Genomic DNA, 25,235 nt, shown 5'->3' on the forward strand with positions numbered 1-25,235 from the left:
CAGAGGCGGCCACGCCCACGGGGGGACACCTCATGTCCGCAGTACTCGCCAGCGTGCGCACCTGGCACCGGCCGTTGATGGTCATGGTGGCGGCGATGGCCGCGATGGTCGTCTTCGCCGGGGTGGGGATGCTCGTCGACGGCCGGGAGCTGGTCGACGGCTCGGTGTGGGCGAAGCCCTTCAAGTTCGGCGTCTCGTTCGTCATCTACGGCGCCACGCTCGCGTGGATGCTCTCGAAGGTGCGCAAGGCGCCACGCACGATGTGGGCGCTCGGCACGGCGTTCGCGGCGACCGGCATCGTCGACGTCGGGTTCATCGTCCTGCAGGCCGCGCGGGGGACGTACAGCCACTTCAGCACGGCCCCGGACCCGATCAACGTGATCGGCCAGCAGATCTTCCAGACCGGCGTGATCGGCCTGTTCGGCGTGAGCCTGGTGCTGGCCGTCATGCTGCTGTTCCAGCGGGTCACGGACCCGGCGATGACGTGGGCGCTGCGCGCCGGGATCGGCCTGGCCGCGGCCGGCATGGCGGTCGCGTTCTACATCGTCGGCGCGGCCACGACCGACACCCACGACGTGCCCGACGCCTACGGCAACACCGTCACGCTGGCCGGCCAGCACGGCGTCGGGGTGCCCGAGGGGCACGGCATGCCGATCACCAACTGGAGCGTCCAGGGCGGCGACCTGCGGGTTCCGCACTTCATCGGCCTGCACGCCGTGCAGATCTACATCGCGGCCGCGCTGCTGCTCGCCGCGCTCGCGACGCGGGTGGTCTGGCTGCGCAGCGCCCGCGTGCGCGCCCAGCTGACCGGCGTCGTCATCCTCGGCTACACCGGCCTGTTCGTGATCACGACCTGGCAGGCGCTGCGCGGCCAGTCGCTCATCCACCCCGACGGCGAGACCTGGACGGCGGTCGGCGCGCTCGCGCTCGTGACCGCCGCGGTAGCAGCGCTGGTGATCGGCTCGGCCCGCCGGACGGCGACCCGCTCGGCCGAGCGACCGCGCGAGCTCGACCCCGCCGGCGTCTGACCCGAAACCTGCCCACCGTTTTGCCGACCTGCACACCCGTGGAGGCGTGCAGATCGGCAAAACGGTGGGGAAGTTCGGGGTTCAGAAGCCGTGCGTGACGATCGCAGGCAGGTCGCCGGCGCGGATCCCGTCGAGCACGAACAGCTCGTGGGGGACGACGGGGTCCGGGAGGCCGTCGAGCGGGAACCATCCCAGCTCGGCGGCCTTCGCCTCTTCGACGATCTCCGGCTCCCCGCTCCAGCGGCGGCAGCTGAAGAAGAAGTCGACGCGCTCGTCGATCGGGTCGTGGTTGCGGTGGGTGCGGTGCATGGCCGTGACCGGGACGAGGTCGGCGGGGTCGATCACCAGGCCCGTCTCCTCCTTCGCCTCCCGGCACGCCGCCGCCGTGACCGACTCGCCCTCCTCGACGTGGCCGGCCGCAGCGGCGGCCCAATGCCCGTCGCGGTAGCCGGTGTTCTGCCGCAGCTGCAGCAGCACCTCGTCGCCGGCCGTCGTCGAACGGAGCAGGAACACGTACGCGGCGGGCACCACCCTGAACCTCACGGTCGCCGAGGCTAGTGGGGCGGGCCGACAGATCGGGCGCCGTGCGCGGACTGGGAGAGGGCAGCAAAGCCACTTTCAGGCCCCCACAGGGCAGGAAAGTGGCTTTCCTGCCCTCCCGGCGGAGCCGGGGAGCCGCTACGAGCGCGCGTCCAGCAACGACGGCGCCCACACCGCCGCCCGCGGGCGCGAGGCCCACCAGATCCGCGCGTAGAGCCTGACCAGCGTGGACGGCGAGCGGTCCGCGTCGCGCTTCCCGGCGGCCAGCCGGTGTTCGGAGGCGGCGGCGCGCAGCTCGCAGCCCCGGTCGTGGACGTACTGCTCGATCGGATCCCTCATGACGTCCTCCCCTGTCGTGTCAGACCCGCGGCAGCCACGACGCGAGGAGCACCCGCACCGGGCGAGAACCCTCGGGGCGCAGCGACGGGTCCTCGATCCGTGGCCGGTACCGGTCGGTGATGGCGGCGAACTCGGCGCTGAGCTCGGTCAGCTCCTCGACGGTCAGGTGCGCCGTGGTCCCCCACGAGCCGGCGATGTGCCGCCACTGCTCGGGCTCGAGGGCGGCGCGCCGCGACGCGTCCTTGAGCTGCGCGGCGGTGTGGTCGATGTAGACGTCGTTGAGGGCCTCGACGGCGAGCGCACCTTCCACGTCGAGACCCTCGACGCTCCAGCTCTGGCTGATCCGCGTGAGCTTCCACGGCTTCTCGCGACCCTGGCCGCCGTCCGCGGGCTCGACGTACCCGTACTTCGCGAGCATCCCCAGGTGGTAGGAGCAGCTCGCGACGCTCTCGCCGAGGTGCTCGGCGCACCGGGTGGCCGTCACCGTCGACTCGATGCCGAGCAGATCCATGATCGCCCACCGCGTGGGGTGCGCGAGGGCGCGCAGCTCCTTCGGCTCGGTGATGCGGCCCGGCAAGTCCTGCGTCATGCAAGTCAAGATACCTTGCGAAAGGATTCTTTAGCAAGGTTTCTTGACTTAGCCGACCGCGAGGACCGTACGGGCATGGCGACGCAGCTGTCGGAACTCCTCTTCCAGCACCTCGAAGCGCTCCGGTTCGAGCCGGCGCAGAAGCGGGTGCGCGCCCACCTCGACGGCGAGCCGGTCTGCGACACGACCGCCGCCGTGCTCGTCTGGGAGCCGCGCCGGGTCGTCCCGCAGTACGCGGTGCCGGCCGCCGACGTCATCGCCGAGCTGACCCCCGCCGGCCCCGCCGACCTGGACACCCACGGCCCCGACGGGCAGCCGCTCGGGCCGGGCGGGCGCACCGTGCTCACCCCCGACACCGGGTTCGGCGCACACAGCTGCGACGGCGTCCCGCTCACCGTCCGCGCGGGCGATGCGGCGCGGCCCGGCGCCGCGTTCCGCCCCGCCGACCCCGATCTCGCCGGCTACGTGCTGCTGGACTTCGCCGCGTTCGGATGGATCGAGGAGGAGGAACCGATCGTCTCCCACCCGCGCGACCCGTTCCACCGCGTCGACGTGCGCGAGAGCTCGCGACACGTCCGGATCGAGCTGGAGGGCGTGCTGCTCGCCGAGAGCCGCCGGCCGCTGCTGCTGTTCGAGACGAGCCTGCCGCCGCGCTACTACTTCCCGCCCGGCGACGTCCACGACGAGCTGCTCGGCCCCAGTGACACGACCACGGCGTGCGCCTACAAGGGTGTGGCGCAGTACAGGTCGGCGCTGCTTCCTGGGGGTCCGGTGGCGGACATGGCGTGGAGCTACCCCCAGCCGCTCGCGGACGCCGTGCAGATCGCGGAGCACGTGGCGTTCTTCGCCGAGCGGTGCGACGTCACACTCGACGGAGTGGCGCTCGACCGCCCGCGCACTCCGTGGTCGTGAGCTACTTGACTCGCCGGTAACTTATCGGTTAGGCACTGCTCATGAAGCTCTCGAGCCAGCTCAGCTACGGCGCCGACCCCGTCAGCAACGCAGAGTCCGTCGTCGAGCTGGAACGGGCCGGCCTCGACGCCATCTGGGTCGCGGAGGCGTACAGCTTCGACGCGGTGTCGATCATGGGCTACCTGGCGGCCCGCACGGAACGCGTGGAGATCGGCTCGGGCATCCTGCCGATCTACAGCCGCACCCCCGCCTTGACCGCGATGACCGCCGCCGGGCTCGACGCGCTCTCGGGAGGCCGCTTCAACCTCGGGCTCGGCGCGTCCGGACCGCAGGTGATCGAGGGCTTCCACGGCGTCCCGTACGACAAGCCGGTCGGCCGCACCCGGGAGATCATCGACATCTGCCGGCGGGTATGGCGCCGCGAGCGGCTCGAGAACGACGGCCTCTACCCGATCCCGCTGCCGGAGGGACAGGGCACCGGGCTCGGCAAGTCGCTGAAGCTGATCAACCACCCGGTGCGGGCCGACATCCCGATCTGGGTGGCCTCGCTCGGCGACAAGAACGTCGAGATGACGGCCGAGCTCGCCAACGGGTGGCTGCCGCACCTGCTGATCCCGGAGAAGACGCGTGACGTCTTCGGCGCGGCGCTCGACGCCGGCTTCGCCAAGCGCGCCCCCGAACTCGGTCCGTTGCAGATCACCGGCGGTGGAGTGCTCGCGCTCGAGGAGGAGATGTTCGAGCCGGCCCGCCAGCTGGCCCGCGCCATGTACGCGCTCTACATCGGCGGCATGGGCGCGCGCGGCCACAACTTCTACAACACCGTCTTCGCCCGGCAGGGTTACGCCGACGAGGCGAAGCTCGTCCAGGACCTGTACCTCGACGGCAAGAAGGACGAGGCGGCCGCGGCGCTGCCCGACGACTTCATCGACCGGATCACGCTCGTCGGTCCGGCGGGGCACATCAAGGAACGGATCGCCGCCCTCGGCGAGGCCGGGGTGACGCACCTGCACGTGACGCCCGTCAGTTCCGATGCTCCGAAGGTGATCTCGCAGGTCAAGGAATGGATCTCCTGACCAGATCACCGCAACGGAAACGGACGGTGAACAGCCGCAGGTACCTGCGTACAGGTGATAACGGGACCCGCCTCACGTGACTCGACGTCACCACCTCACACTCTGAGGTGACCCGGTCCGTCACCACCTGTGGGAGCGTGACTTGCAAGACCTCGCAATCGAGGCCGCGGACGAGCCTTTGCGCCCGGACCAGTACACGTTCGTCGAGACGCACGCCTGGTGGTTGGGCAGCTTCGGCAAGCACAACCACCTGGCCGAACACCGGGTGCGGCAGTGGATACCGGCCCGCCCGGAACGCGAATGGTTGTTGGTCCGCGAGCTGACCGGAGAGCAGGAATGGCTCACCGGATCGGCGGAGGAAGCGGCGGAAGAGGGGTACGACCCGCTCGCCGTCGGGCCGGTCGGGACGTTCCGCGCCGCGCACGGCGAGTTCGACCTCTCCGCCGATCCGGAGCTGACCGACGCCGATCACGTCGCCGACGCGTTCTGCGCCCCACCGGCGCCGCCGCGGCGCGGCAGCTGGCAGTCGCCGACGAAGGAGTTCTTCGCGCGGCTGCCGCTGGATCCGGTCGAGCTGCGCGAGCGGCTGCAGGACGACAACCCGGGCAGCTGGTTCGGCCCGTTCACCGCGGCGGTAACCGCGCTGCGCACGTGCCTCGTCCCGGCGGCGCTGCGCAGCGCGCTCTACCGGGCGCTGCGCGGCCTGCCCGCGGTGACATTGGCCACGGGTGTGCGCAACCTCGACGGCCTGTCCTGCATCGCGCTCATCCACGACGCAGGCCGGACCCGGACCGAGCTGATGATCGACCCGCTGAACGGACAATTCGCCGGGGAGCGCGACACCCTGCGGATGGACGCCCGATGCGGACTCGGCATCGGAGCGGTCATCAGCTCGACGGCGGTGGCAACCGCACCCGTCGACGCCCCCGGCCAGCTCCCGCTCCGCTGAGCACGCCCCCGCACCGCGCAGGCCTGGGCCGGAGCGCGGTACCAGCGCGCGAGCGCGAGGACTAACCTGCGAGGTAGTCCTCGGCGATGCGATCCGATCAAGGCGGTCCACAGCGTGTCCAGCAGCAGTACCTCCAACCCCGCAGGCCAGTTCGGCCCCAACGAATGGCTCGTCGAGGAGATGTACCAGCGCTTCCTCGACGACCCCTCCACGGTCGACCCGGCATGGCACGAGTTCTTCGCCGACTACCGCCCGACGCCGACCGGCGCGGCCGAGGAGAACGGCGCGGCACCCGCCGAAAGCAAGAGCCCCGAGAACAAGGGCGCGGAGAACAAGAGCGCGGAGAACAAGAGCGCCGAAACGCCGCGCGCTTCCGCAGCGCCCGCCGCTGAGCCGTCCCGGCCCGCCGCCACCGCCTCGACCCCGGACAAGAGCGCCCAGAGCAGGGACGCAGCGAAGGCGCCGACGTCGAACGGCACCTCCGCGCCCGCCCGCAAGCCCGCCGCTGCCCCCACCACGCCTGCCAAGCCGGCCGCAGGCAGCACGTCGCAGGCTGCGAAGGCGCCCGCGGCCGCCGCGAACGAGGGCGAGTCGACACCCCTGCGCGGAGCCGCGGGGGCCGTCGTCAAGAACATGAACGCCTCGCTGGCCGTGCCGACGGCCACCAGCGTGCGCGCGGTGCCGGCGAAGCTGCTCGCCGACAACCGCATCGTCATGAACAACCAGCTGCGGCGCACCCGCGGCGGCAAGATCTCCTTCACCCACCTCATCGGGTACGCGCTGGTCAAGGCGCTCGCGAACTTCCCGGTGATGAACCGGCACTTCGTCGAGGTCGACGGCAAGCCGACCGTCGTGCAGCCCGAGCACGTCAACCTCGGGCTGGCGATCGATCTGCCCGGCAAGAACGGGCAGCGCTCGCTCGTGGTCGTCTCGATCAAGGGCTGCGAGGCGATGTCGTTCGCGCAGTTCTGGTCGGCCTACGAGGACATCGTGCGCAAGGCGCGCTCGGGCAACCTCACCGCGGAGGACTTCGCGGGGACCACGATCAGCCTGACCAACCCCGGCACGCTGGGCACCAACCACTCGGTGCCGCGGCTGATGCAGGGTCAGGGCGCGATCATCGGCGTCGGCGCGATGGAGTACCCCGCGTCGTTCCAGGGCGCGAGCGACGAGAAGCTCGCCGAGATCGGCATCAGCAAGATCATCACGCTGACCTCGACGTACGACCACCGGATCATCCAGGGCGCCGAGTCGGGCGACTTCCTGCGCCGCGTCCACGCGCTGCTGCTCGGCGAGGACGAGTTCTACGACGAGATCTTCCGCTCGCTGCGCGTGCCGTACGAGCCGGTCCGCTGGGTGCAGGACATCCCCGAGGGCGCGATCGACAAGACCGCGCGCGTCATCGAGGTCATCGACGCGCACCGCACCCGCGGGCACCTGATGGCCGACACCGACCCGCTGAACTACCGCCAGCGCCGCCACCCCGACCTCGACATCCTCAGCCACGGCCTCACCCTGTGGGACCTCGACCGGGAGTTCGCCGTCGGCGGGTTCTCCGGCCAGCAGCGGATGAAGCTGCGCGACGTACTCGGCGTGCTGCGCGACGCCTACTGCCGCACGGTCGGCACCGAGTACATGCACATCGCCGACCCCGAGCAGCGCGCGTGGCTGCAGGAGCGCATCGAGGTCCCGCACCAGAAGCCCAACCAGCCCGAGCAGAAGTACATCCTCTCGAAGCTGAACGCGGCCGAGGCGTTCGAGACGTTCCTGCAGACCAAGTACGTCGGGCAGAAGCGGTTCTCGCTGGAGGGCGGCGAGACCGTCATCCCGCTGATGGACGCCGTGCTCGACAAGGCAGCCGAGCACGAGCTCGACGAGGTCGTCATCGGCATGCCGCACCGCGGCCGGCTCAACGTGCTGGCCAACATCGTCGGCAAGCCGATCAGCCAGATCTTCCGCGAGTTCGAGGGCAACCTCGACCCGGGGCAGGCGCACGGCTCCGGCGACGTCAAGTACCACCTCGGCGCCGAGGGCAAGTACTTCCGGATGTTCGGCGACGGCGAGACGGTCGTGTCGCTGGCGTCCAACCCGTCGCACCTCGAAGCGGTCGACCCGGTGCTCGAAGGCATCGTCCGGGCGAAGCAGGACATCCTCGACAAGGGCGAGGGCGGCTTCACCGTCCTGCCGCTGATGATGCACGGCGACGCCGCGTTCGCCGGTCAGGGCGTGGTCGCCGAGACGCTGAACCTCGCGAAGCTGCGCGGCTACCGCACCGGCGGCACCGTGCACATCGTCGTCAACAACCAGGTCGGGTTCACGACGGCGCCGGAGCACTCGCGCTCGTCGCAGTACTGCACCGACGTCGCGAAGATGATCGACGCGCCGGTCTTCCACGTGAACGGCGACGACCCCGAGGCCTGCGTCTGGGTCGCGAAGCTGGCCGTCGAGTACCGGCAGCGTTGGCACAACGACGTCGTGATCGACATGATCTGCTACCGCCGCCGCGGGCACAACGAGGGCGACGACCCCTCGATGACCCAGCCATCGATGTACGACATCATCGACGCGAAGCGCAGCGTCCGGAAGATCTACACCGAGTCGCTGATCGGCCGCGGGGACATCTCCATGGAGGAGGCCGAGCACGCGCTGCGCGACTTCTCCAACCAGTTGGAGCACGTGTTCAACGAGGTCCGCGAGCTGGAGCGCACACCGCCGCGGCCCAGCCCCTCCGTCGAGAACGAGCAGCTCGTCCCGGCCGACCTCGACACCTCCGTCCCGGTCGAGGTGATCCAGCGCATCGGCGACGCGCACGTCGAGCTGCCCGAGGGCTTCACGGTCCACCAGCGGGTCAAGCCGGTGCTGCAGCGGCGGCTGACGATGTCGCGCGAGGGCAACGTCGACTGGGCGTTCGCCGAGCTGCTCGCGCTCGGCTCGCTCGCCATGGGCGGCAAGATGGTGCGGCTGTCCGGGCAGGACACCCGCCGCGGCACGTTCGTGCAGCGGCACTCCGTGGTGATCGACCGCAAGACCGGCGCCGAGTACTACCCGCTGCGCAACCTCTCGGAGAACCAGGAACGGTTCCTCCCGTACGACTCGGCGCTCTCGGAGTTCGCCGCCGTCGGATTCGAGTACGGCTACTCGGTGGCCAACCCCGACGCGTTCGTCGGGTGGGAGGCGCAGTTCGGCGACTTCGTCAACGGCGCGCAGTCGATCATCGACGAGTTCGTCTCGTCCGGTGAGGCGAAGTGGGGCCAGACCTCCGACGTCGCGCTGCTGCTCCCACACGGCCTCGAAGGCCAGGGGCCCGACCACAGCTCCGGGCGCATCGAGCGGTTCCTGCAGCTGTGCGCCGAGGGCTCGATGACGGTGGCGCTGCCGACCGAGCCGGCCAACTACTTCCACCTGCTGCGCCGCCACGCGCTCGACGGGATCCAGCGGCCACTGGTCGTCTTCACACCGAAGTGGATGCTGCGGGCCAAGCAGGTCGTGAGCCCGCTCTCGGACTTCACCGGCGGCCGCTTCCGCGCCGTCATCGACGACCCGAAGTTCCGGGAGAACCCGAGCCCGGCGGGTGAGGTCGAGAAGATCCTCCTCTGCAGCGGCAAGGTCTACTACGAGCTCGCCGCGGCGCGCGACAAGCAGGAGATCACCGACACCGCGCTCGTCCGCATCGAGCAGCTCTACCCGCTCGCCGAGCGGCAGCTCGCCGCGATCCTGGAGCGCTACCCGAACGCCGAGGACATCCGCTGGGTGCAGGAGGAGCCGGCCAACCAGGGCGCGTGGCCGTTCCTCGGGCTCGCGCTGCCGGAGAAGCACCCGCGGTTCGTCGGCCTCAAGCGCATCTCCCGGCGCCGCATGGCCGCACCGGCGGCCGGCTCGTCCAAGGTGCACGAGGTCGAGCAGGCGGCGCTGATCGAGGCGGCGCTCACGGGCTGAGGCACCCCCGCGGGGGCGTGGCGCGTCGTTGAGCGGATCGTGGTGCTGGCCGACTTGCGGGTGCTGACGGCTGTCGAGGCAACCGTCAGCACCCGCTACTCAGGAGTTGCCTCACGTCTTCTTCGTCCACCGGTCCTTGAACTCGCCGGGCTGCGGTGCCGGGCCGGGGAGCGGCTCGTGCTGCGGTGGCGTGCGCAGTGAGCTGAGCACCAGCGCGACGTACCGCGACCGCAGCTCCTCCGTCCGCGCGTCGCCGCCCCTGCGCACCGAGGACAGCTGCTCGAAGAGCATGCCCAGGTCGGTCGCGTAGACGTCGGTGCGCAGCACACCGGCTTCGTGCGCGCGGTCCACGATGGCGTTGACCAGCTCGTCGGACCGCATCGCGAGCGCGTACAGCTCGGGGGTCGGCGCGAACGCGCCGGCCAGCGAGATCGTCAGCGCGTGGGTGTCGGCGACGACCACTCCCCGGAAGAACTCCGCGAACGTGCCCCACGGGTCGCGGTCGCTCGCCACCGCGGCTTCCGCGATCGCGTTGTAGGCCTCCAACCCGTCGGCGCACAGCTTGCGCAGCATGTCCTCCTTGCTGCCGTATCGGCGGTAGAGGGCGCTGATCCCGACGCCCGCGCGCTCGGCGACGGCGGCGATCGGCGCACCCGGATCGGCCACGAAGACGTCTCGGGCCGCTTTCAGTATCAGCTCGTCGTTGCGGGCCGCCTGTGCGCGGCGGCCGCTCATCGGCGCGGTTGGCATGTTTCCCACTCTATCACTTGACCGGAACGTTCCGTTCCGCTACCTTGAAAGGGAACAGTTCGTTCCGTTCCAAAGAGGAGATGTTCGATGACCGCAACGCTCGACCGGCCGCTTCTGGTAGCTCCCCCGGCAGCACCCGCAGGGCCGACCCGCTCGGCGTGGCTCGGCTTCTCCGCGGTCATCGGCTCCGCGCTGATGAACCTGCTCGACTCGACGGTCGTCAGCGTCGCCGCCCCCGCGATCCGCGAGGAGCTCGGCGGTTCCTACGCGACGATGCAGTGGACGACCGCCGGCTACACGCTCGCGCTCGCGGTGCTCCTGATCGTCGGCGGCCGGCTGGGCGACATGTTCGGCCGCCGCCGGATGCTGGTCATCGGGACGCTCGGCTTCACCGCCGTCTCGCTGCTCTGCGCGATGTCGTGGACGCCCGAGATGCTCGCCGCGGGCCGGGTCGCGCAGGGCGCGTTCGCGGCGCTGATGCTCCCGCAGGGCTTCGGCCTCATCCGCGACGTCTTCCCCGGCGCGCAGATGGCCAAGCCGCTGGCGGCGTTCGGCCCGGTGATGGGCGCCGGCGCCGTCCTCGGCCCGATCGTCGGCGGGCTGCTGCTCGACGCCGACATCCTGGGCACGGGCTGGCGGATGATCTTCCTGATCAACCTTCCGATCGGCCTGCTGACGGCGCTGCTCGCGATCAAGCACCTCCCCTCGGTCGCCCCCACCGCGGCCGGCACCCGGCTCGACGTGCCCAGCATCCTGCTCTCCGCCGTCGGCACCGTCCTGCTGATCCTGCCCCTGGTGCAGGGCCACGAGCTGCACTGGCCGGTGTGGACGTGGATCGCGATGGCCGCCTCGGTGCCCGTGTTCGTCGCCTTCGCCCGCCGCCAGCGCCACCTCGCCGCCACCGGCCGCACCCCGCTGGTCGAGCCCAGCCTCGCCGGCAAGCGCTCCTACGTCGCCGGTGTCGGCTTCGCGACGATCTTCTTCGCCGCGATGGGCGCGATGTTCACGGTCGGCATGATGCTGCAGATGGGCCTCGGATTCTCGCCCATCGGCGCGAGCCTGATCATGACGCCCTGGGCGTTCGGTGCGATGGTCGGGTCGGTCGTCTCCGGCGTGCTGATGGCACGGTTCGGCCGCTCGCTGCTGCACGTCGGCCTCACTCTGATGGGTGCGGGTGTCGCGGGGCTGTACTTCGTCTACGAGACCGTGGGTGTCGAGCTCGGCTTCGGGACGCTCGCGCTGCCGCTGCTCCTCGGCGGGACGGGCATGGGGATGATCTTCGTGCCGCTTTTCGACATCGTGCTCGGCGGCGTGAGCGACCGTGAGGTCGGCTCGGCGACGGGAGCGCTCGGCGCGATCGAGCAGCTGGGCGTGACCCTGGGCATCGCCATCCTCGGCACCGTGTTCTTTGCGACCGTCGGCTCGACGCCCACCGCCCAGACCGCCGTCGAGGCCGGCAGCGTCACGGCGCTGGTCACGGTCGGGCTGATCGTGGTGGCGTTCGTGCTCGGGTTCGCGCTGCCCCGCAGGGCTCGGGCCGGCGGCCACGGCTGACCCGCTCCCGCTCCTCCGGCCGGGCCGGACGGCGAACTCGCCGTCCGGCCCGGCTTCGTGGTTACCGGGGTGTGCCAGGAAAGCCGGGGGGTGGCTGGGGAGGGCAGGAAAGCCACTTTGCTGCCCTCTGAGGGCCGGAAAGTGGCTTTCCTGCCCTCTCGTGCGGAACGCACGCATCCCCCCGACCACCTGAGCGCCACGGACCGGTCCACTACCCTCACCCCGTGTACTTCACCGACCGCGGAATCGAGGAGCTCGCCGACCGCCGGGGCGAGGAGCAGGTCAGCGTCCTGTGGCTGGCCGACCGGTTGCGCGCGTTCGTCGACGCGAACCCGCAGTTCGAGGACGCCGTCGAGCGGCTGGCGAGCTTCCTCGCCCGCGACGACGAGTCGGAGTAGCACCACCCACGTAGAGCTTTCCGTGGTGGCTCCGTGCCGAGCACGGATGTCCGGGACGCCCTGGCGGCCGATCCTTAGAACCATCAGGAACACCGGTTCTCAAGGAGACCACGATGTACGCAGACTTCACCGCCGCGATCGCCGCCCAGCGGACCCAGACCTTCCTCGCCGAGGCCGCGACCCACCGCCTGGTCACCGAGGCCCGTGCGGCGCGCCGCGCCCGGCGTGCCCTCGCGAGCGTCGTGGCCGGCACGGTCCGCCGGGCCGCCCGCCCCGCGGCCGCCTGTGCGTGAGGGTCAGCGGCCCGGCAGGCCGAACCTCCTGCGCACGGCCGCCCGCAGTTCCTCGGCGCGGACCTCCACCTCCGCGTCGCACGCGTCGATGTCCGCCCCGGCCGCCGAACGGTCGGGGCCGGGCATCGGGCGCAGCTTCAACCACGACTCCACCCAGAGCGCCTCGAGCGCCGACTCCCAGTTCACGTCCACGCCGTAGCGCGTGAGTGCGGCCCGCTCCGCCGTCTCCTGCAGCCGCGCGTCGATCTCCACGAGCCGCGCCGCCAACTCCGCCGCCCGCTCCCTGTCCCGCTCGCGCAGCTCGTCCGCCGCAGCGGTGATGCCGGCGACGATCTCCTTGTACCGCCGCCCCGCACTGCTGGGCGTCGGAGGGCGCTTGACGAAGTCGGTCACGGCCCCTCCTCCAGCGACGGCACGATGACGACCTCCGGCATGGCGTGCTGCGCGCGGTCGAAGAAGAGCCCACGCCCCGCCCGCGGCGACCAGTTGACCAGCATTCCCGGCGCGAGCGCACCCAGCTCGGAGCCCTGGACGTCGAGCGCGACCCACGCGCCCAGGTCGTCGACCGAGGCGCTCAGCGAGAGCAGCGCCTTCAACCGCTGCACGCTGCGCCACCAGCCGAGCACGTGCACACCCGTCTCGGGGCCGAATCGCAGCACCTTCCGCAGCGCCTCGGTGCCTTCGCGCTCCAGCACGGTGTCGGCGGCGTCCGCGGCGTAGAGCACCGCGACGAGCGGGCGCCGCTCCCCGCCCGCCAGCCGCCCGGTCACCTCGGCCGCGAGCGCGTCGAGCCGTGCCCGGAACCCGTCGAGCGCCACCGTCTCCGGCGCGTGCCCCGCCGCCGTCATCGCCGCGGCGACCCGCGCCGCGGGCTCGGCGGCCTCCGCGACCAGCGGCGCGAGCACGACGTCGACCGATCCCGGCGCGAACTGCCCGGCCAGCGACGTCGCCGCGGCACCGAGCACGCGCACGGCGTCGCCGCCGAGCGTCGCGAGCACGCCGACGTTGCGCCCCGGGACCGGTGGCAGCCGGACGGTCGCCGCGCTGCCGGCCACGTTGATGCACTGCCCGACCAGCGCCAGCGGCACCCCGTCGGCGGGTGCGGAGCGGTCACCGAGCAGCTCGGCGAGCCGCGGCGCCCTGCTGCCGTCGAAGAGCCGTGGCTGCTCGTGCCCGCCCGCGTGCTGCTCGTGCAGCACCCGCTGCACCTCGTCGACGGAACCGCGGCCGGTTGCGTCGGGGATGCGGACGATCTCGTTGCCGTGCTTGATGCCCGACTCGTGGTTGAGCACGGCGTGCCAGCGCGGCAGGTCGAGCGTGGCGTCGTTCAGCTCGGCGAGCACACGCCGCGCCCGCGGCAGCGCGATGCGCAGCACGAACTGCTCGAAGATCGCCGGACGGCCCCAGAACGCCTCGATGCCGGAGACGTCCTGGCTGGCCAGCACGAGGTGGATGCCCTGCGAGCGGCCGCGTCGCGCCACGTCCTCCAGCAGGAGGGTGGCCGCCTTCGTGACGGAGTCGCGCTCGGCGAACAGGTACTGGAACTCGTCGATCACGGCGACGATCCGCGGCCAGCGCCCCTCCGGGTCGGCGGCGCGCAGCTCCTCCAGCTTGGTCACCTCGTGCGCCTTCGCGGCCTCCGCGCGGCGGCGCATCTCGTCGGCGAGGAACTGCAGCAGCGCCAGGCCGAACTCGCGATCGGTGTTGATGTTGACCCCGACCAGCCGGGCGTGCGGGAGCCACGTCGGGTCGCGCCGGCCGGGCGCGAACTGGGCGAAGGAGACGCCCTCCTTGAAGTCGAGGAGGTAGAACTCCAGCTCGTCGGGGTCGTACCGGACCGCCATCGAGCTGATCATCGTGAGCAGGAAGTTGGTCTTGCCCGAGCCGCTGGGCCCGCCGATCAGCGCGTGCGGCGACGCGTCGGCGAGCGCCATCTCGTGCGGGAGCCCGTCGGAGAACCCGACGGGGGCGTGCAGGCCCGCGACCGAGCGCGACCGGCCCCACTGCTCCGCGGCCGGCAGCAGGTCGCGGAAGGTGCCGACCCGGCTGCGCCACCGCTCGTGCTCGTCGGCGATGGCGTGGCTGGCCGTGGTCGCCGCGGCCGTCGGCAGCGGCGGGTCGAGCTCGATCGCGACGTGCGGGCCGGTCATCGAGGAGAGCACCGGCTGGCCCTCGCGCAGCTGCACCGTCTCGACGGGAGCGTTCACCGTCAACGGGACGTCGAGCAGCATCAGCTGGATCCCGCAGGCCAGCCCGTCGCGCGCGACCCGCTGCAGCTGGCGCTGGTCGTCGTCGCGCAGCGCCTGCCGGTTGCCCATCAGCACCGCGACGATCCACGGCTCGGTGCGCACGCCGGTCGCGGCGGCGAGCGCCTGCAGCGACGGCTGGCCGTCGACGAGAACGCGCGTGTGCACCCTGCGGATCCGGTCGGAGAGCTCCTCCAGCAGCTGCGGGAGCATGCCGGGGTCGTGCACGGTGAGCAGGCCGGTGCGGGTGAGCGGGTAGAGCCCCGGCAGCGCACCGGTGAACCGGCCGACGTCCCAGACGTGCAGCGCGACCATGCCGGGCCGGAAGTACGTCATCACCCGCAGCAGCAGGCCCTCGACCAGTTCCTCGGCGCGCTCGCGCCGCTCGTGGTCGGAGGTCAGCTGCAGGTGCGACTCGTCCAGCAACGGCACCGCGACGTCGAACCCGGGCCCGTTGCCGCCGATGCGACCCGTCCCGATCCGCCAGAGCGACGGCACCGGGCCGCTGCCGTCGACCTTGCCCTGCTGCCCGAGCCAGTCGACGCCGGTGCTGCCGGCCACGTCGGGCGCGGTCTCCGCGAGCAGCGAAGCGACCCGCGCCGGGCCGCTCTGCTGCCAGCCGGCGAACGCCGCTGTGTGGTCGGCCACGACCCGCGCGACCACGTCGGCCAGCTGCGGGTTGTCGAGCAGCTGCCGCATGCCGGGGTCGGCGCGGGCTGCGTCGAGGCCCTGCTCCCGCAACCACATCTCGACGAGCGTCTCGACGTGCGCACGCACGGCGGTGTCCCGCGCGCTCTCCGCGGCGCCCAGCGCGGTGGCGATCGCGTCGCAAAGGGCGTCGAAGGCCGCGGAGATGCGCTGCTGCCTGCGGCTCGGCCCCCGCGCCACGACGTCCTACAGCCGCGCGTCGATGTCGGCGATGGCCGTGGCGCAGCCGCTGACCAGCGTGATGCCGCGTTCGAGCTCGTCGGCGGCGCGGCGCAGCTCGTCGGGCAGCAGTTTCTCGGAGTGCTGCCCGTCGAGCTCGGTCAGCACCGCGACGGCGTCGGCGATGCGCGCCCTGGCCAGCCCCGCGTGCTGCTGCGCGCTGCCGATCTGCTCGGCAACCCCGGCGAGCGCGTGGCGGACCTCGCCCAGTGAATCGGTCACGGTGTCGCGCTCACAGCCGGTTCGCGACACCCTCGGAGGCGTTGATCGCCGCCTGAACGGCCTGCTGCACCTCGGCGATGCTGCCGACGGCCTGCGCGAGCAGCCCGTTGGCCTCGGAGACGTCGGCCTGCCCGCTGCCCTCCGTCACCCGCAGGAGCGCGCCCTGCGCCTGTTCGAGGGAAGAGTGCGCTTGCTGCAGCGCACCGAGGCTCTCGGAGGCCTTGTCGTTGGCCAGCGCGATGCCGGCACGGACCTCTTCGATGCTCGCCATGAACGGATCGCTCCTGTCGTACCCCAGCCGTGCTGAACCGCTGCAGATTAGTCCACACGCCTTGACGCATCCGCGCCACCGCTCCTGCCAAGATCCACCCTCGTCAGCGCCGGTCAGCCGCCGGTCGGACGCACCACGCGACCGCCGGTCACCTGAACGGCGCAAACCGGCGACGGGGCGACGCCGGCTCCGCCGGAGGGTCAGGAAAGCCACTTTCATGCAATGTGGTTGCAGGAAAGTGGCTTTCCTGACCTCCCCCAGCCGCATCGGACACCCGGCGTCGCGCCCACGCTGGTGCCGAGGGCCGCGGGTGGGGCACGCTGGCGGCGCTCGTGATCGGGGTGACCGGAGTGATCGGGGAGGTGGCGACGCTGCGCGTGCTGGTGGTGGAGGACGACGACGGTGTTGCCGACGCCGTCGGTGAGGCGCTGGGCACCCACGGCCACGTCGTGACCCGGGCCGCTCGCGCCGCGGACGTCTGGGGCCCGCTGCACGACGCCGACGTCGTGCTGCTCGACCTCGGCCTCCCCGACGGCGACGGGCTGGACGTCCTGCGCATGCTGCGCCGCATCGCCACCGTGCCGGTGATCGTGCTGACCGCCCGCGACGCTGAGCGCGACGTCGTGCGCGGGCTGCGCCTGGGCGCCGACGACTACCTGGTGAAGCCCGTGCGGCTGCGTGAGCTGCTGGCCCGCATGGAGGCGATCACCCGCCGCGTGCGCAGCACGGCGCGGGCCGGCGCGAACGACGTCGTCGAGGTCGGGGACCTGCGGGTCGACCTCACCGCCCGCCGCGCCGACGTCGGCGGTGCCGAGATCGCGCTGACGTCGAAGGAGTTCGACATCCTCGCGGCGCTGGCGCGGCGCAGCGGCACCGCGGTGAGCCGCCAGCAGCTGCTCGACGAGGTGTGGGGCGACGCCTACCTCGCCGTCTCGCGTTCGCTCGACGTGCACGTCGCCGCGTTGCGCGCCAAGATCGACCGGCCGGGTCTGCTGGCCACCATCCGCGGGTTCGGGTTCCGCCTCGGCGGCTGACATGCGCTTCCGGCTGCTGCTCGTGCTCTCCGCGTTCTCCGTGGCGGCGGTGGCCGCGTTTGCGTTGCCGCTGCTGGGCAGCACCGCGGCGGAGCGGACGCAGCGGTTCGTGCTGGAGCGGACCGCCGACATGGACCGGTTCGCCGCGCTCGCGCAGCAGCCGGCCGGCAGCGGGACGCTCACGCGGGAGGTGCAGGCGTACACGGAGCTGTACGGCGAGGGGGTCGTCGTCGTGGACCGCACCGGCAGCCCGATCGTCGAGTCGGGGCTGCGGGCAGTGGAGCCAGGCGTGGCGGCCGCGATCGACGCGGCGCTGCGCAACCAGCCGGCGAACCGCCCCGACCGGCTCGGCCCGTGGTCGACCGAACCGCTGCTGCTCAGCCGGCCCGTCGGCACCGGCACGCAGGTGGGCGGCGCGGTCGTGCTGCGTGCCTCTCCCGCGGCGGCCGCCACCGACATCGCCGCGAGCTGGACGGTTGTGCTGCTCGGCGCGCTGACCGCCGCGATCGTGTTCGCCGCCGTGGCGCTCGCCGTGGCGCGCTGGGTGTTGCGGCCGGTCGCGGAGCTGGCCGGCGGGGTCGGCGCGGTGGCGGCGGGCCGCCCGGGCGCGCACGTCTCGCCGCACGCCGGGCCGCCGGAGCTGCGCGAGCTCGCCGCCGCGTTCAACCGGATGTCCGACGCCGTCTCGACGAGCGCCGAGCAGCAGCGCCGGCTCGTCGCCGACACGTCGCACCAGCTGCGCAACCCGCTCGCGGCGCTGCGCCTGCGCGTCGACACGCTCGAAGGCCACGTCGGCGAGGCGGGACTCGGCACGTACCGCTCGACGATCGCCGAGGTCGACCGCCTGGAGGCGCTGCTCGACGGGCTGCTCGACCTCGCGTCGGCCGAGAGCAGGGCGACCGACGTCGCCGCCGGCGGCGGATCGGGGGCGGCCGCGGACGTCCCGGTCGTGGTGGCCGAGCAGGTCGCGTTGTGGGCGCCGGTCGCGGCCCGGGCCGGCGTCCGGCTGGAGAGCGACGGCGGGCCGGTCGCCGAGGCGGCGTGCTCGGCCTCCGAGCTGGCCCAGGTGCTGGACGTGTTGCTGGACAACGCCGTGAAGTACGCGGGCGGCGGCGCGACCGTGCAGGTCGGCTGGACGGTCTGTGACACGGTCGGGGGCGTGACGCTGGCGCTGACCGTGCGCGACGACGGTCCCGGTATCGCAACCGCCGATCTGCCGCTGGCGACGCAGCGGTTCTGGCGCTCGTCGCGCCGGGCCCGCGGCTCGGGGCTGGGGCTCGCGATCGCCGAGCAGCTCGTCGGGGCCCGCGACGGGCGGCTGCGCCTCGACGGAGCGGCGGGCGGCGGCCTGCAGGTGCGGGTGGAGCTGCCGTGCGTGCCGTGATCACCCGGCGGGCGCTGCTCGTCGCGCTTGCGGTCGCGTTGCCGGCCTGCGGACGCAGCTCCCCACCGATCGTGGTCGCCTCGGGCGAGCAGGGCGGGCTGTACGCCGAGTTCGCCGAGCTGCTGGTGCGCAGGCTGGGCACGGAAGGGCTGGCAGCGCACGCCGTCGAGACGGGCGGGAGCGTCGACAACATCGAGGCGGTCGCGGGCGGGTCGGCGACGCTCGGGCTGACCCTCACCGACATCGCGCTCACGGCGTTGCGCGGCGAGCCCCCCTTCGCCGCGCCGGTGCCGCTGCACGCGCTCGGGCGCGTCTACGAGAACTACATGCAGTTCGTCGTGCGGGCGGAGGACCCGGCGCGCTCGGCGGCCGACCTCGCCGGCCGCCCGGTCTCGCTCGGCGCGGTCGGCTCCGGCGCGGCGGTCTTCGGCGACCGGCTGCTCGCGGCGGCAGGCGTCGCGGCCGACGTGGCGCGGCGGCCGCTGCGCGACGCCATCGACGCGCTGGAACGTGGCAGCACCGATGCGCTGCTGTGGTCGGGCGGCATCCCGACGCCCGCGCTCGCGGAGCTGGCCGCCCGGCGCCCGGTGCGGCTGCTCCCGCTCGCGGAGCACCTGCCGGCACTGCTCGCGCGGCACGGGTCGGCGTACGGGCCGGCGACCGTCCCCGCGGGCGCGTACGGATCGGTCGCGCCGGTGCCGACCGTCGGCGTGGCGAACCTGCTGGTCGCGATGCCGACGCTGGCCGCGGACGTCGCTGACGTCGTCGTCGGGGCGCTGGTGGCGGGCGCACCCGAGCTCGTGCCGGCCGCGGCGCTGGGCACGCAGTACCTCGACCAGCGCTCCCTGATCGGCACCGGCGACGTGCCACTGCACCCCGCTGCGGCCGCGACGTACCGCCGCCTGCACGGCTGACGCAAACTTCCCCACCGTTTTGGGTGGATGCGCGCCGAAATGGCGCGCATGTGCCCAAAACGGTGGGGACATTCGGGGCGATCTCTAAGCCCCCGTAAAGATTGCGCGCTCCGGGCTGCCGCGGCGCTGTTGCCGACCTACCTTCCTGACACCACAACTCCGGCGCAACGAGGAGCGGGAGCATGTCTTCGGCAACCCCATCGGTCCCACAAGAGCTCACCCCGCCGACCACGTTCGGCGCGAAGGTCAAACAGATCGGGCCAGGGCTGCTTGCCGCGGCCACCGGGGTCGGGGCGGGTGACCTGGTCGCGACCATGGTCGCCGGTGCGCAGTTCGGCACCGTGCTGCTCTGGGCCGCGGTGCTCGGCGCGATCCTCAAGCTGGCGCTCGCCGAGGGCGTCGGCCGCTGGCACCTCGCCTCGAACTCCACGCTGCTCGACGGCTGGCGGCGGCTCGGGTACTGGGCCACCTGGTTCTTCGGCATCTACATCGTGATCTGGGGCTTCGTCTACGGCGCCACCGCGATGTCCGCCGTCGGGCTGCCGCTCAACGCGCTGTTCGGCGGCCTCCCGGTCGGCGGCTGGGCCGCGATCGCGGGGCTCGTCGGGCTGGCGCTGGTGTGGATGCAGCGCTACCACTTCTTCGAGAAGTTCATGACGGTGCTCGTGCTGATCAAGTTCGTGTCGGTCGTCTCGGTGGCCGTGCTGGTCGCGCCGAACCTGGGCGACCTGGCGAACGGGCTGGTCCCGCGGCTGCCGTCCGGCTCGATCATCTACGTGCTCGGCCTCATCGGCGGCGTCGGCGGCACGATCACGATGGCCGCGTACGGCTACTGGATGATCGCGAAGGGCTGGAAGGGCACCGGATGGCTCTCCATGATGCGTCTCGACAACGCCGTCGGGTACGTCATGACGGGAATCTTCGTCGTCGCGATGCTCGTGGTCGGCGCCGACATCCTGCTCGGCCAGAAGATCGTCGGGGGTGACTCCGGCCTCCTGATCCTGGGCACCGAGCTGGGCGCCCGGTACGGCGACTGGGCGCGGCTGCTGTTCCTCATCGGGTTCCTCGCCGTCACGAGCACGTCGCTGCTGGGCGTCTGGAACGGCGTGAGCCTGCTGTTCACCGACTGGACCCGCACGATCCGGATGCCGCACGGCGCCGCGGCCGAGCTGGGCGCCGGCAAGGAGAGCGACGTCGACGCGACCGGCACCGGATACAAGGCGACAGAGGCAGAGAAGAGCCTGCCGTTCCGGGCGTACCTGCTGTGGCTGACCATCCCGCCGATGCTGCTGCTGCTGATCGGCCGCCCGTTCGCGTTGACGCTGGTCTACGGCGTGCTCGGGGCCGCGTTCATGCCGTTCCTCGGCATCACGCTGATGCTGCTGCTGAACTCGAAGCGGGTCGAGGGCGACGGCCGCTCGGGCTGGCTGTCGAACGCCCTGCTCGTCGCGGCGTCCGGGCTGTTCCTGGTGCTCATGCCGATCGAGATCCTGCGGGCGTTCGGCGTCAACATCGGGTGACGGCAGGTGATGGTCCTCAGACCATCGCCAGCAGCATGACCGCCATCGCCACGGCCATCGTGAGGTGGGCGACGGCGGCGGTGCGCGGTGCGCAGACGGTCGGGAGCCGCAATGCGACGGCTCCCGGCCCCGCGTCCGGTGCCACCGCGAGGAGCGCGGGTTCCGGGCGGATGCGGTCGGTGCACCGCAGCCCGTGCCACGCGAAGTAGCCGGCCAGCACGATCGCGACGACGGACGCGACACCGAGGCCGCCGGCCCCGCCGCCGCCGTGCGATCCGTGCCCTGCCTGCAGCGCGCCCGCACCAGGTGTGGGGCCGTGCCCCGCGAACAGCATGAACAGCATCGCCGCGCTGCCCAGCACGTGGTGGCCCATCTCGCCGGCCAGGCTGCGGGCCGCCACGGCGAGCGTGCCGAACCAGCCGAGCGACACCGCGAAGACCGCCACCCATACGGGGACCGGGACGGGATCGCCGAACGGGGAGAACATCGCCGCCATCCCGAACGCCATCGCGGCGTGCGAGGCTTCTTCGACGACGTCGGCGCGCCGCAGCACCATCCGCAGGATGTGCAGCAGCCCCAGCCCGAGGCACCCGACGGCGAGCAGGACGGACACGATCTGCATACCGCACCCCCGCCCGTTCGCCCGGAAGTGACGATAAGCGAGCACCGTCGGCGATTCCATACGGTGAGGGGGTAGCGACCCTCCGGAACAGGGTCTTGCCCCGGAGTGGGCGCGCGTTCGAAGGTGTCCCCTTGCGGTTTCACGGGTCTTGCGGGAGTCAGGCGGAGGTGCGGCATGGCGGAGGGGGCACGGGTGGTCCGGGCGGCGATCGTGCAGACGAAATGGACCGGCGACACCGAGTCCATGATCGAGGTCCACGAGCGGTACGCCCGCGCGGCGGCTGAGCAGGGCGCGCAGGTGATGGGCTTCCAGGAGGTCTTCAACGCGCCGTACTTCTGCCAGGTCCAGGAGGCCGAGCACTACCGCTGGGCCGAGCCGGTGCCGGACGGGCCGACCGTCCAGCGGATGCAGGCGCTGGCCCGGGAGACCGGGATGGTGCTGGTCGTGCCGGTGTACGAGCTGGAGTCCGCGGGCTTCTACTACAACACCGCCGCGGTGATCGACGCCGACGGCACGTACCTCGGCAAGTACCGCAAGCACCACATCCCGCAGGTCAAGGGCTTCTGGGAGAAGTTCTACTTCCGGCCCGGCAACGTCGGTTGGCCGGTGTTCGACACGGCGGTCGGCAAGGTCGGCGTCTACATCTGCTACGACCGCCACTTCCCGGAGGGCTGGCGCGCGCTCGGGCTGGCCGGCGCGCAGATCGTCTTCAACCCCAGCGCGACCAGCCGCGGCCTCTCCTCGTACTTGTGGAAGCTGGAGCAGCCGGCGGCCGCCGTCGCCAACGAGTACTTCGTCGCCGCGATCAACCGGGTCGGCGTCGAGGAGTACGGCGACAACGACTTCTACGGCACCAGCTACTTCGTCGACCCGCGCGGGCAGTTCGTCGGCGACCCGGCGTCCGGCACCGACGAGGAGCTCGTCGTGCGCGACCTCGACCTCGGCATGATCGAGGAAGTGCGCCAGCAATGGGCGTTCTACCGCGATCGCCGCCCCGACGCCTACGGAAGCCTGGTGGAGTCATGAGCGACGACCTCCTCGCGCGGACGCGCGCCGTTCTCCCCTCGTGGCTCGCCATCTACTACGACGAGCCGATCGAGATCGAGCGCGGCGACGGCCGGCACGTCTGGGACGCCGACGGCAACCGCTACCTCGACTTCTTCGGCGGCATCCTCACCACGATGACCGCGCACGCGCTGCCGGAGGTGACCAAGGCGGTCGCCGACCAGGCCGGGCGGATCATCCACAGCTCGACGCTGTACCTGAACCGGCCGATGGTGGAGCTGGCCGAGCAGATCGCGACCGTCTCGGAGATCCCCTCGGCGAAGGTGTTCCTGACCCCGTCGGGCACCGAGGCGAACGACGCCGCGCTGCTGCTGGCGAGCACGGTGCGCCGCTCCAACCAGATCCTGGCTCTGCGCAACAGCTACCACGGCCGCTCGTTCTCGACGATCGCGATCACCGGCAACCGGTCGTGGTCGCCGACGTCGCTCTCGCCGTTCCAGGTCTACTACGTGCACGGCGGGCAGCAGTACCGCTCGCCGTTCGCCGGCCTGCCCGACGGCGAGTACATCGCCGCGTGCGTCGCGGACCTGAAGGAGGTGCTCGACCAGACCGGCGGGGACGTCGCCGCGTTCATCGCCGAGCCCATCCAGGGTGTCGGCGGGTTCACGTCGGGGCCCGACGGGCTGCTCGGCGCGTTCGCCGAAGTACTGCGTGAGCGCGGCATCCTGTGGATCTCCGACGAGGTGCAGACCGGCTGGGGACGCACCGGCGAGCACTTCTGGGGGTGGCAGGCGCACGGCGCGACGCCCGACCTCGTCACGTTCGCGAAGGGCGTCGGCAACGGGCTCTCGATGGGCGGCGTGATCGCCCCCGCCGCGATCATGGACTCGCTGCCGGCGAACCACATCTCGACGTTCGGCGGCTCGCCGCTCACCTCCGCCGGCGCGCTGGCCAACCTGCACCACCTGCTCGAACACGACCTGCAGGCGAACGCGGCGCTGCGCGGCCCGGCGCTGTTCGACGGGCTGCGCGCGATCGGCAGCCCGATCGTCGGCGACGTCCGCGGCAAGGGGCTGATGCTCGGCGTGGAGCTGGTGCGGCCGGGCACGGGCTCGCCGGGCGAGCCGGCGCCGGAGCTCGCCGGCGCCGTGCTGGAGGCGTGCAAGCGGCGCGGGCTGCTCGTCGGCAAGGGCGGGTTGCACGGCAACGTCCTGCGGATCGCGCCGCCGCTCTCGCTCACCGCCGACGAGGCAGCCGAAGGACTGGCCGCGCTCGTCGCGGCGATCGAGGAGGTCACCCCGTGAGTCGCACGCTGATCAGGAACGGTCTGGTCATCACCGCGTCCGACGAGATCGGCACCGATGTGCTGATCGAGGACGAGAAGGTCGTCGCGCTCGGCACGTCCGACGGCTGGACCGCCGACACCGTCATCGACGCCACCGGCAAGTACGTGATCCCCGGCGGCGTCGACGCGCACACGCACATGGAGCTGCCGTTCGGCGGCACGTTCGCCTCCGACACGTTCGAGACCGGCACCCGCGCCGCGGCGTGGGGCGGCACGACCACGATCGTCGACTTCGCGGTGCAGTCGGTCGGCGGCACGCTGCGCGAGGGCCTCGACGCGTGGCACGCGAAGGCCGAGGGCAACTGCGCGATCGACTACGCCTTCCACATGATCATGGGCGACGTCACCGAGGGCTCGCTCAAGGAGATGGAGACGCTCATCGGGGAGGGCATCACCAGCTTCAAGCTGTTCATGGCCTACCCGGGTGTCTTCTACAGCGACGACGGCAAGATCCTGCGCGCGCTGCAGAAGGGCGCCGAGACCGGCGGGCTGATCATGATGCACGCCGAGAACGGCATCGCGATCGACGTGCTGGTGGAGCAGGCGCTGGCCCGCGGCAACACCGACCCGAAGTACCACGGTGTCGTCCGGCACGCGCTGCTGGAGGCCGAGGCGACCAACCGCGCGATCAAGCTCGCGCAGGTCGCGGGCTCGCCGCTGTACATCGTGCACCTATCGGCGATCGAGGCGCTCGCGGAGGTCACGCGGGCCCGCGACGAGGGTCTGAACGTCTTCGCCGAGACCTGCCCGCAGTACCTCTACCTCTCGACCGACGACCTCGCGCGTCCGGGTTTCGAGGGCGCGAAGTACGTCTGCTCGACGCCGCTGCGGCCGGAGGAGCACCAGGCGGCGCTGTGGAAGGGGCTGCGCACCGACGACCTCTCGGTCGTCTCCACCGACCACTGCCCGTTCTGCTTCAAGGGCCAGAAGGAGCTCGGGCTGGGCGACTTCTCCAAGATCCCGAACGGGCTGCCGGGCGTCGAGACGCGGATGGACCTGCTGCATCAGGCGGTGCTCGACGGGCACATCGGGCGGCGCAGGTGGATCGAGATCGCGTGCGCGACACCGGCCCGGATGTTCGGGCTCTACCCGCGCAAGGGCACGATCGCGCCCGGCTCGGACGCCGACGTCGTGATCTACGACCCGGCCGCGACGCAGGTGCTCTCGGCCGAGACGCACCACATGAACGTCGACTACTCGCCCTACGAAGGCAGGACGATCACCGGCAAGGCGCAGACGGTGCTGTCGCGCGGCCGGGTGATCATCGACAACGGCGAGTACCTCGGCAGCGCGGGGCACGGGCGGTTCCTGCGCCGCGAGACGTGCCAGACACTGCGGTGAAAGGTAGTGCGGCCATGATCCGGATGACCCCGCGGAGAGGAAA

Annotated in this window: 24 protein-coding genes; 15 read left to right on the forward strand and 9 right to left on the reverse strand. The window is 71.9% G+C overall.

What is annotated here, in order from left to right; all coding sequences use genetic code 11:
* The first annotated feature begins 32 nt into the window (after positions 1 to 32).
* Positions 33 to 1,028, forward strand: a complete 996-nt coding sequence (locus LL648_RS24440; RefSeq protein ID WP_232665036.1) for a hypothetical protein — start codon at positions 33 to 35, stop codon at positions 1,026 to 1,028.
* 81 nt (positions 1,029 to 1,109) lie between these two features.
* Here the strand turns inward: LL648_RS24440 and LL648_RS24445 are convergent, their stop codons facing one another.
* From LL648_RS24445 to LL648_RS24455, 3 genes are all read right to left on the reverse strand, one after another.
* Positions 1,110 to 1,571, reverse strand: coding sequence for an NUDIX hydrolase (locus tag LL648_RS24445; protein ID WP_232665037.1), 462 nt, complete (start codon positions 1,569 to 1,571; stop codon positions 1,110 to 1,112).
* Positions 1,572 to 1,706: 135 nt separating this feature from the next.
* The gene (locus LL648_RS24450; RefSeq protein WP_232665038.1) at positions 1,707 to 1,907 is read right to left on the reverse strand and encodes a hypothetical protein; all 201 of its coding nucleotides are present in this window, start codon (positions 1,905 to 1,907) and stop codon (positions 1,707 to 1,709) included.
* 19 nt (positions 1,908 to 1,926) lie between these two features.
* Complete coding sequence (locus LL648_RS24455) at positions 1,927 to 2,496, reverse strand: winged helix-turn-helix domain-containing protein (protein ID WP_232665039.1); 570 nt, start codon at positions 2,494 to 2,496, stop codon at positions 1,927 to 1,929.
* 75 nt (positions 2,497 to 2,571) lie between these two features.
* Between LL648_RS24455 and LL648_RS24460 the strand changes: the two genes are divergently transcribed.
* The 4 genes from LL648_RS24460 (at position 2,572) to LL648_RS24475 (ending at position 9,366) form a co-directional block, all read left to right on the forward strand.
* A complete protein-coding gene (locus LL648_RS24460) occupies positions 2,572 to 3,408 on the forward strand; it encodes a DUF427 domain-containing protein (RefSeq protein WP_232665040.1) in 837 nt (278 codons plus the stop codon).
* Positions 3,409 to 3,449: 41 nt separating this feature from the next.
* Positions 3,450 to 4,481, forward strand: coding sequence for an LLM class F420-dependent oxidoreductase (locus LL648_RS24465; RefSeq protein WP_232665041.1), 1,032 nt, complete (start codon positions 3,450 to 3,452; stop codon positions 4,479 to 4,481).
* A 142-nt stretch (positions 4,482 to 4,623) separates the two neighbouring features.
* Positions 4,624 to 5,430 (forward strand): hypothetical protein, encoded by an 807-nt coding sequence (locus tag LL648_RS24470; RefSeq protein ID WP_232665042.1) that lies wholly within the window; start codon positions 4,624 to 4,626, stop codon positions 5,428 to 5,430.
* Positions 5,431 to 5,610: 180 nt separating this feature from the next.
* Positions 5,611 to 9,366: a multifunctional oxoglutarate decarboxylase/oxoglutarate dehydrogenase thiamine pyrophosphate-binding subunit/dihydrolipoyllysine-residue succinyltransferase subunit gene (locus LL648_RS24475; protein WP_232665155.1), complete on the forward strand. Its 3,756-nt coding sequence runs from the start codon at positions 5,611 to 5,613 to the stop codon at positions 9,364 to 9,366.
* Positions 9,367 to 9,477: 111 nt separating this feature from the next.
* Here LL648_RS24475 and LL648_RS24480 read toward each other — a convergent pair whose 3' ends face one another.
* Positions 9,478 to 10,116 carry a TetR/AcrR family transcriptional regulator gene (locus LL648_RS24480; protein WP_232665043.1) on the reverse strand — a complete coding sequence of 213 codons (639 nt, stop codon included), beginning with the start codon at positions 10,114 to 10,116 and terminating at the stop codon, positions 9,478 to 9,480.
* A gap of 87 nt (positions 10,117 to 10,203) precedes the next feature.
* Between LL648_RS24480 and LL648_RS24485 the strand changes: the two genes are divergently transcribed.
* From LL648_RS24485 to LL648_RS24495, 3 genes are all read left to right on the forward strand, one after another.
* Positions 10,204 to 11,670 (forward strand): MFS transporter, encoded by a 1,467-nt coding sequence (locus LL648_RS24485; protein ID WP_232665044.1) that lies wholly within the window; start codon positions 10,204 to 10,206, stop codon positions 11,668 to 11,670.
* A 224-nt stretch (positions 11,671 to 11,894) separates the two neighbouring features.
* Entirely contained in the window at positions 11,895 to 12,068 is a 174-nt protein-coding gene (locus LL648_RS24490; RefSeq protein ID WP_232665045.1) for a DUF6104 family protein, read from the forward strand.
* 113 nt (positions 12,069 to 12,181) lie between these two features.
* The gene (locus LL648_RS24495; protein WP_232665046.1) at positions 12,182 to 12,361 is read left to right on the forward strand and encodes a hypothetical protein; all 180 of its coding nucleotides are present in this window, start codon (positions 12,182 to 12,184) and stop codon (positions 12,359 to 12,361) included.
* Between the two features lie 3 nt (positions 12,362 to 12,364).
* Here LL648_RS24495 and LL648_RS24500 read toward each other — a convergent pair whose 3' ends face one another.
* From LL648_RS24500 to LL648_RS24515, 4 genes are read right to left on the reverse strand one after another with little or no spacing between them, the layout of a single operon-like run.
* Positions 12,365 to 12,754: a hypothetical protein gene (locus tag LL648_RS24500; protein WP_232665047.1), complete on the reverse strand. Its 390-nt coding sequence runs from the start codon at positions 12,752 to 12,754 to the stop codon at positions 12,365 to 12,367.
* On the reverse strand, positions 12,751 to 15,495 hold the full coding sequence (locus LL648_RS24505) for an FtsK/SpoIIIE domain-containing protein (protein WP_232665048.1): 2,745 nt from the start codon (positions 15,493 to 15,495) through the stop codon (positions 12,751 to 12,753). Before LL648_RS24505 ends, LL648_RS24500 begins: the two co-directional genes overlap by 4 nt.
* A 6-nt stretch (positions 15,496 to 15,501) precedes the next feature.
* Positions 15,502 to 15,756, reverse strand: coding sequence for a hypothetical protein (locus tag LL648_RS24510; RefSeq protein ID WP_232665049.1), 255 nt, complete (start codon positions 15,754 to 15,756; stop codon positions 15,502 to 15,504).
* A 10-nt stretch (positions 15,757 to 15,766) separates the two neighbouring features.
* Entirely contained in the window at positions 15,767 to 16,027 is a 261-nt protein-coding gene (locus LL648_RS24515; RefSeq protein ID WP_232665050.1) for a hypothetical protein, read from the reverse strand.
* A gap of 371 nt (positions 16,028 to 16,398) precedes the next feature.
* Between LL648_RS24515 and LL648_RS24520 the strand changes: the two genes are divergently transcribed.
* The 4 genes from LL648_RS24520 to LL648_RS24535 all read left to right on the forward strand — a co-directional run bounded on the left by LL648_RS24520 (position 16,399) and on the right by LL648_RS24535 (position 20,879).
* Complete coding sequence (locus LL648_RS24520) at positions 16,399 to 17,061, forward strand: response regulator transcription factor (protein WP_232665156.1); 663 nt, start codon at positions 16,399 to 16,401, stop codon at positions 17,059 to 17,061.
* A gap of 1 nt (position 17,062) precedes the next feature.
* Complete coding sequence (locus LL648_RS24525) at positions 17,063 to 18,445, forward strand: sensor histidine kinase (protein WP_232665051.1); 1,383 nt, start codon at positions 17,063 to 17,065, stop codon at positions 18,443 to 18,445.
* The gene (locus LL648_RS24530; protein ID WP_308190393.1) at positions 18,433 to 19,359 is read left to right on the forward strand and encodes a TAXI family TRAP transporter solute-binding subunit; all 927 of its coding nucleotides are present in this window, start codon (positions 18,433 to 18,435) and stop codon (positions 19,357 to 19,359) included. The genes LL648_RS24525 and LL648_RS24530 overlap by 13 nt, the downstream gene beginning before the upstream one ends.
* A 182-nt stretch (positions 19,360 to 19,541) precedes the next feature.
* Positions 19,542 to 20,879 (forward strand): Nramp family divalent metal transporter, encoded by a 1,338-nt coding sequence (locus LL648_RS24535; protein WP_232665052.1) that lies wholly within the window; start codon positions 19,542 to 19,544, stop codon positions 20,877 to 20,879.
* Positions 20,880 to 20,895: 16 nt separating this feature from the next.
* On the opposite strand, the gene LL648_RS24540 is transcribed toward LL648_RS24535, so the two are convergent.
* Positions 20,896 to 21,501, reverse strand: a complete 606-nt coding sequence (locus LL648_RS24540) for a DUF5134 domain-containing protein (RefSeq protein WP_232665053.1) — start codon at positions 21,499 to 21,501, stop codon at positions 20,896 to 20,898.
* Between the two features lie 174 nt (positions 21,502 to 21,675).
* Between LL648_RS24540 and LL648_RS24545 the strand changes: the two genes are divergently transcribed.
* From LL648_RS24545 to hydA, 3 genes are read left to right on the forward strand one after another with little or no spacing between them, the layout of a single operon-like run.
* Positions 21,676 to 22,527 (forward strand): nitrilase-related carbon-nitrogen hydrolase, encoded by an 852-nt coding sequence (locus tag LL648_RS24545; RefSeq protein ID WP_232665054.1) that lies wholly within the window; start codon positions 21,676 to 21,678, stop codon positions 22,525 to 22,527.
* On the forward strand, positions 22,524 to 23,810 hold the full coding sequence (locus tag LL648_RS24550) for an aspartate aminotransferase family protein (protein WP_232665055.1): 1,287 nt from the start codon (positions 22,524 to 22,526) through the stop codon (positions 23,808 to 23,810). The genes LL648_RS24545 and LL648_RS24550 overlap by 4 nt, the downstream gene beginning before the upstream one ends.
* Positions 23,807 to 25,192 (forward strand): dihydropyrimidinase, encoded by a 1,386-nt coding sequence (gene hydA / locus LL648_RS24555; RefSeq protein ID WP_232665056.1) that lies wholly within the window; start codon positions 23,807 to 23,809, stop codon positions 25,190 to 25,192. The genes LL648_RS24550 and hydA overlap by 4 nt, the downstream gene beginning before the upstream one ends.
* The last annotated feature ends 43 nt before the right edge of the window (positions 25,193 to 25,235 follow it).

Origin of the sequence: Pseudonocardia sp. TRM90224 (assembly GCF_021245725.1) — a bacterium.
In the GTDB taxonomy this organism is placed as follows: Bacteria; Actinomycetota; Actinomycetes; order Mycobacteriales; family Pseudonocardiaceae; genus Pseudonocardia.

What these genes read in the sequence shown, in the direction of transcription:
- LL648_RS24465 (WP_232665041.1), top strand. Translation starts at nt 3,450, where the DNA reads ATGAAGCTCTCGAGCCAGCTCAGCTACGGCGCCGACCCCGTCAGCAAC.
- LL648_RS24535 (WP_232665052.1), top strand. Translation starts at nt 19,542, where the DNA reads ATGTCTTCGGCAACCCCATCGGTCCCACAAGAGCTCACCCCGCCGACC.
- LL648_RS24540 (WP_232665053.1), bottom strand. Translation starts at nt 21,501, where the DNA reads ATGCAGATCGTGTCCGTCCTGCTCGCCGTCGGGTGCCTCGGGCTGGGG.
- LL648_RS24515 (WP_232665050.1), bottom strand. Translation starts at nt 16,027, where the DNA reads ATGGCGAGCATCGAAGAGGTCCGTGCCGGCATCGCGCTGGCCAACGAC.
- LL648_RS24545 (WP_232665054.1), top strand. Translation starts at nt 21,676, where the DNA reads ATGGCGGAGGGGGCACGGGTGGTCCGGGCGGCGATCGTGCAGACGAAA.
- LL648_RS24480 (WP_232665043.1), bottom strand. Translation starts at nt 10,116, where the DNA reads ATGCCAACCGCGCCGATGAGCGGCCGCCGCGCACAGGCGGCCCGCAAC.
- LL648_RS24525 (WP_232665051.1), top strand. Translation starts at nt 17,063, where the DNA reads ATGCGCTTCCGGCTGCTGCTCGTGCTCTCCGCGTTCTCCGTGGCGGCG.
- LL648_RS24440 (WP_232665036.1), top strand. Translation starts at nt 33, where the DNA reads ATGTCCGCAGTACTCGCCAGCGTGCGCACCTGGCACCGGCCGTTGATG.
- LL648_RS24460 (WP_232665040.1), top strand. Translation starts at nt 2,572, where the DNA reads ATGGCGACGCAGCTGTCGGAACTCCTCTTCCAGCACCTCGAAGCGCTC.
- LL648_RS24450 (WP_232665038.1), bottom strand. Translation starts at nt 1,907, where the DNA reads ATGAGGGATCCGATCGAGCAGTACGTCCACGACCGGGGCTGCGAGCTG.
- LL648_RS24485 (WP_232665044.1), top strand. Translation starts at nt 10,204, where the DNA reads ATGACCGCAACGCTCGACCGGCCGCTTCTGGTAGCTCCCCCGGCAGCA.
- LL648_RS24495 (WP_232665046.1), top strand. Translation starts at nt 12,182, where the DNA reads ATGTACGCAGACTTCACCGCCGCGATCGCCGCCCAGCGGACCCAGACC.
- LL648_RS24550 (WP_232665055.1), top strand. Translation starts at nt 22,524, where the DNA reads ATGAGCGACGACCTCCTCGCGCGGACGCGCGCCGTTCTCCCCTCGTGG.
- LL648_RS24475 (WP_232665155.1), top strand. Translation starts at nt 5,611, where the DNA reads ATGTACCAGCGCTTCCTCGACGACCCCTCCACGGTCGACCCGGCATGG.
- LL648_RS24455 (WP_232665039.1), bottom strand. Translation starts at nt 2,496, where the DNA reads ATGACGCAGGACTTGCCGGGCCGCATCACCGAGCCGAAGGAGCTGCGC.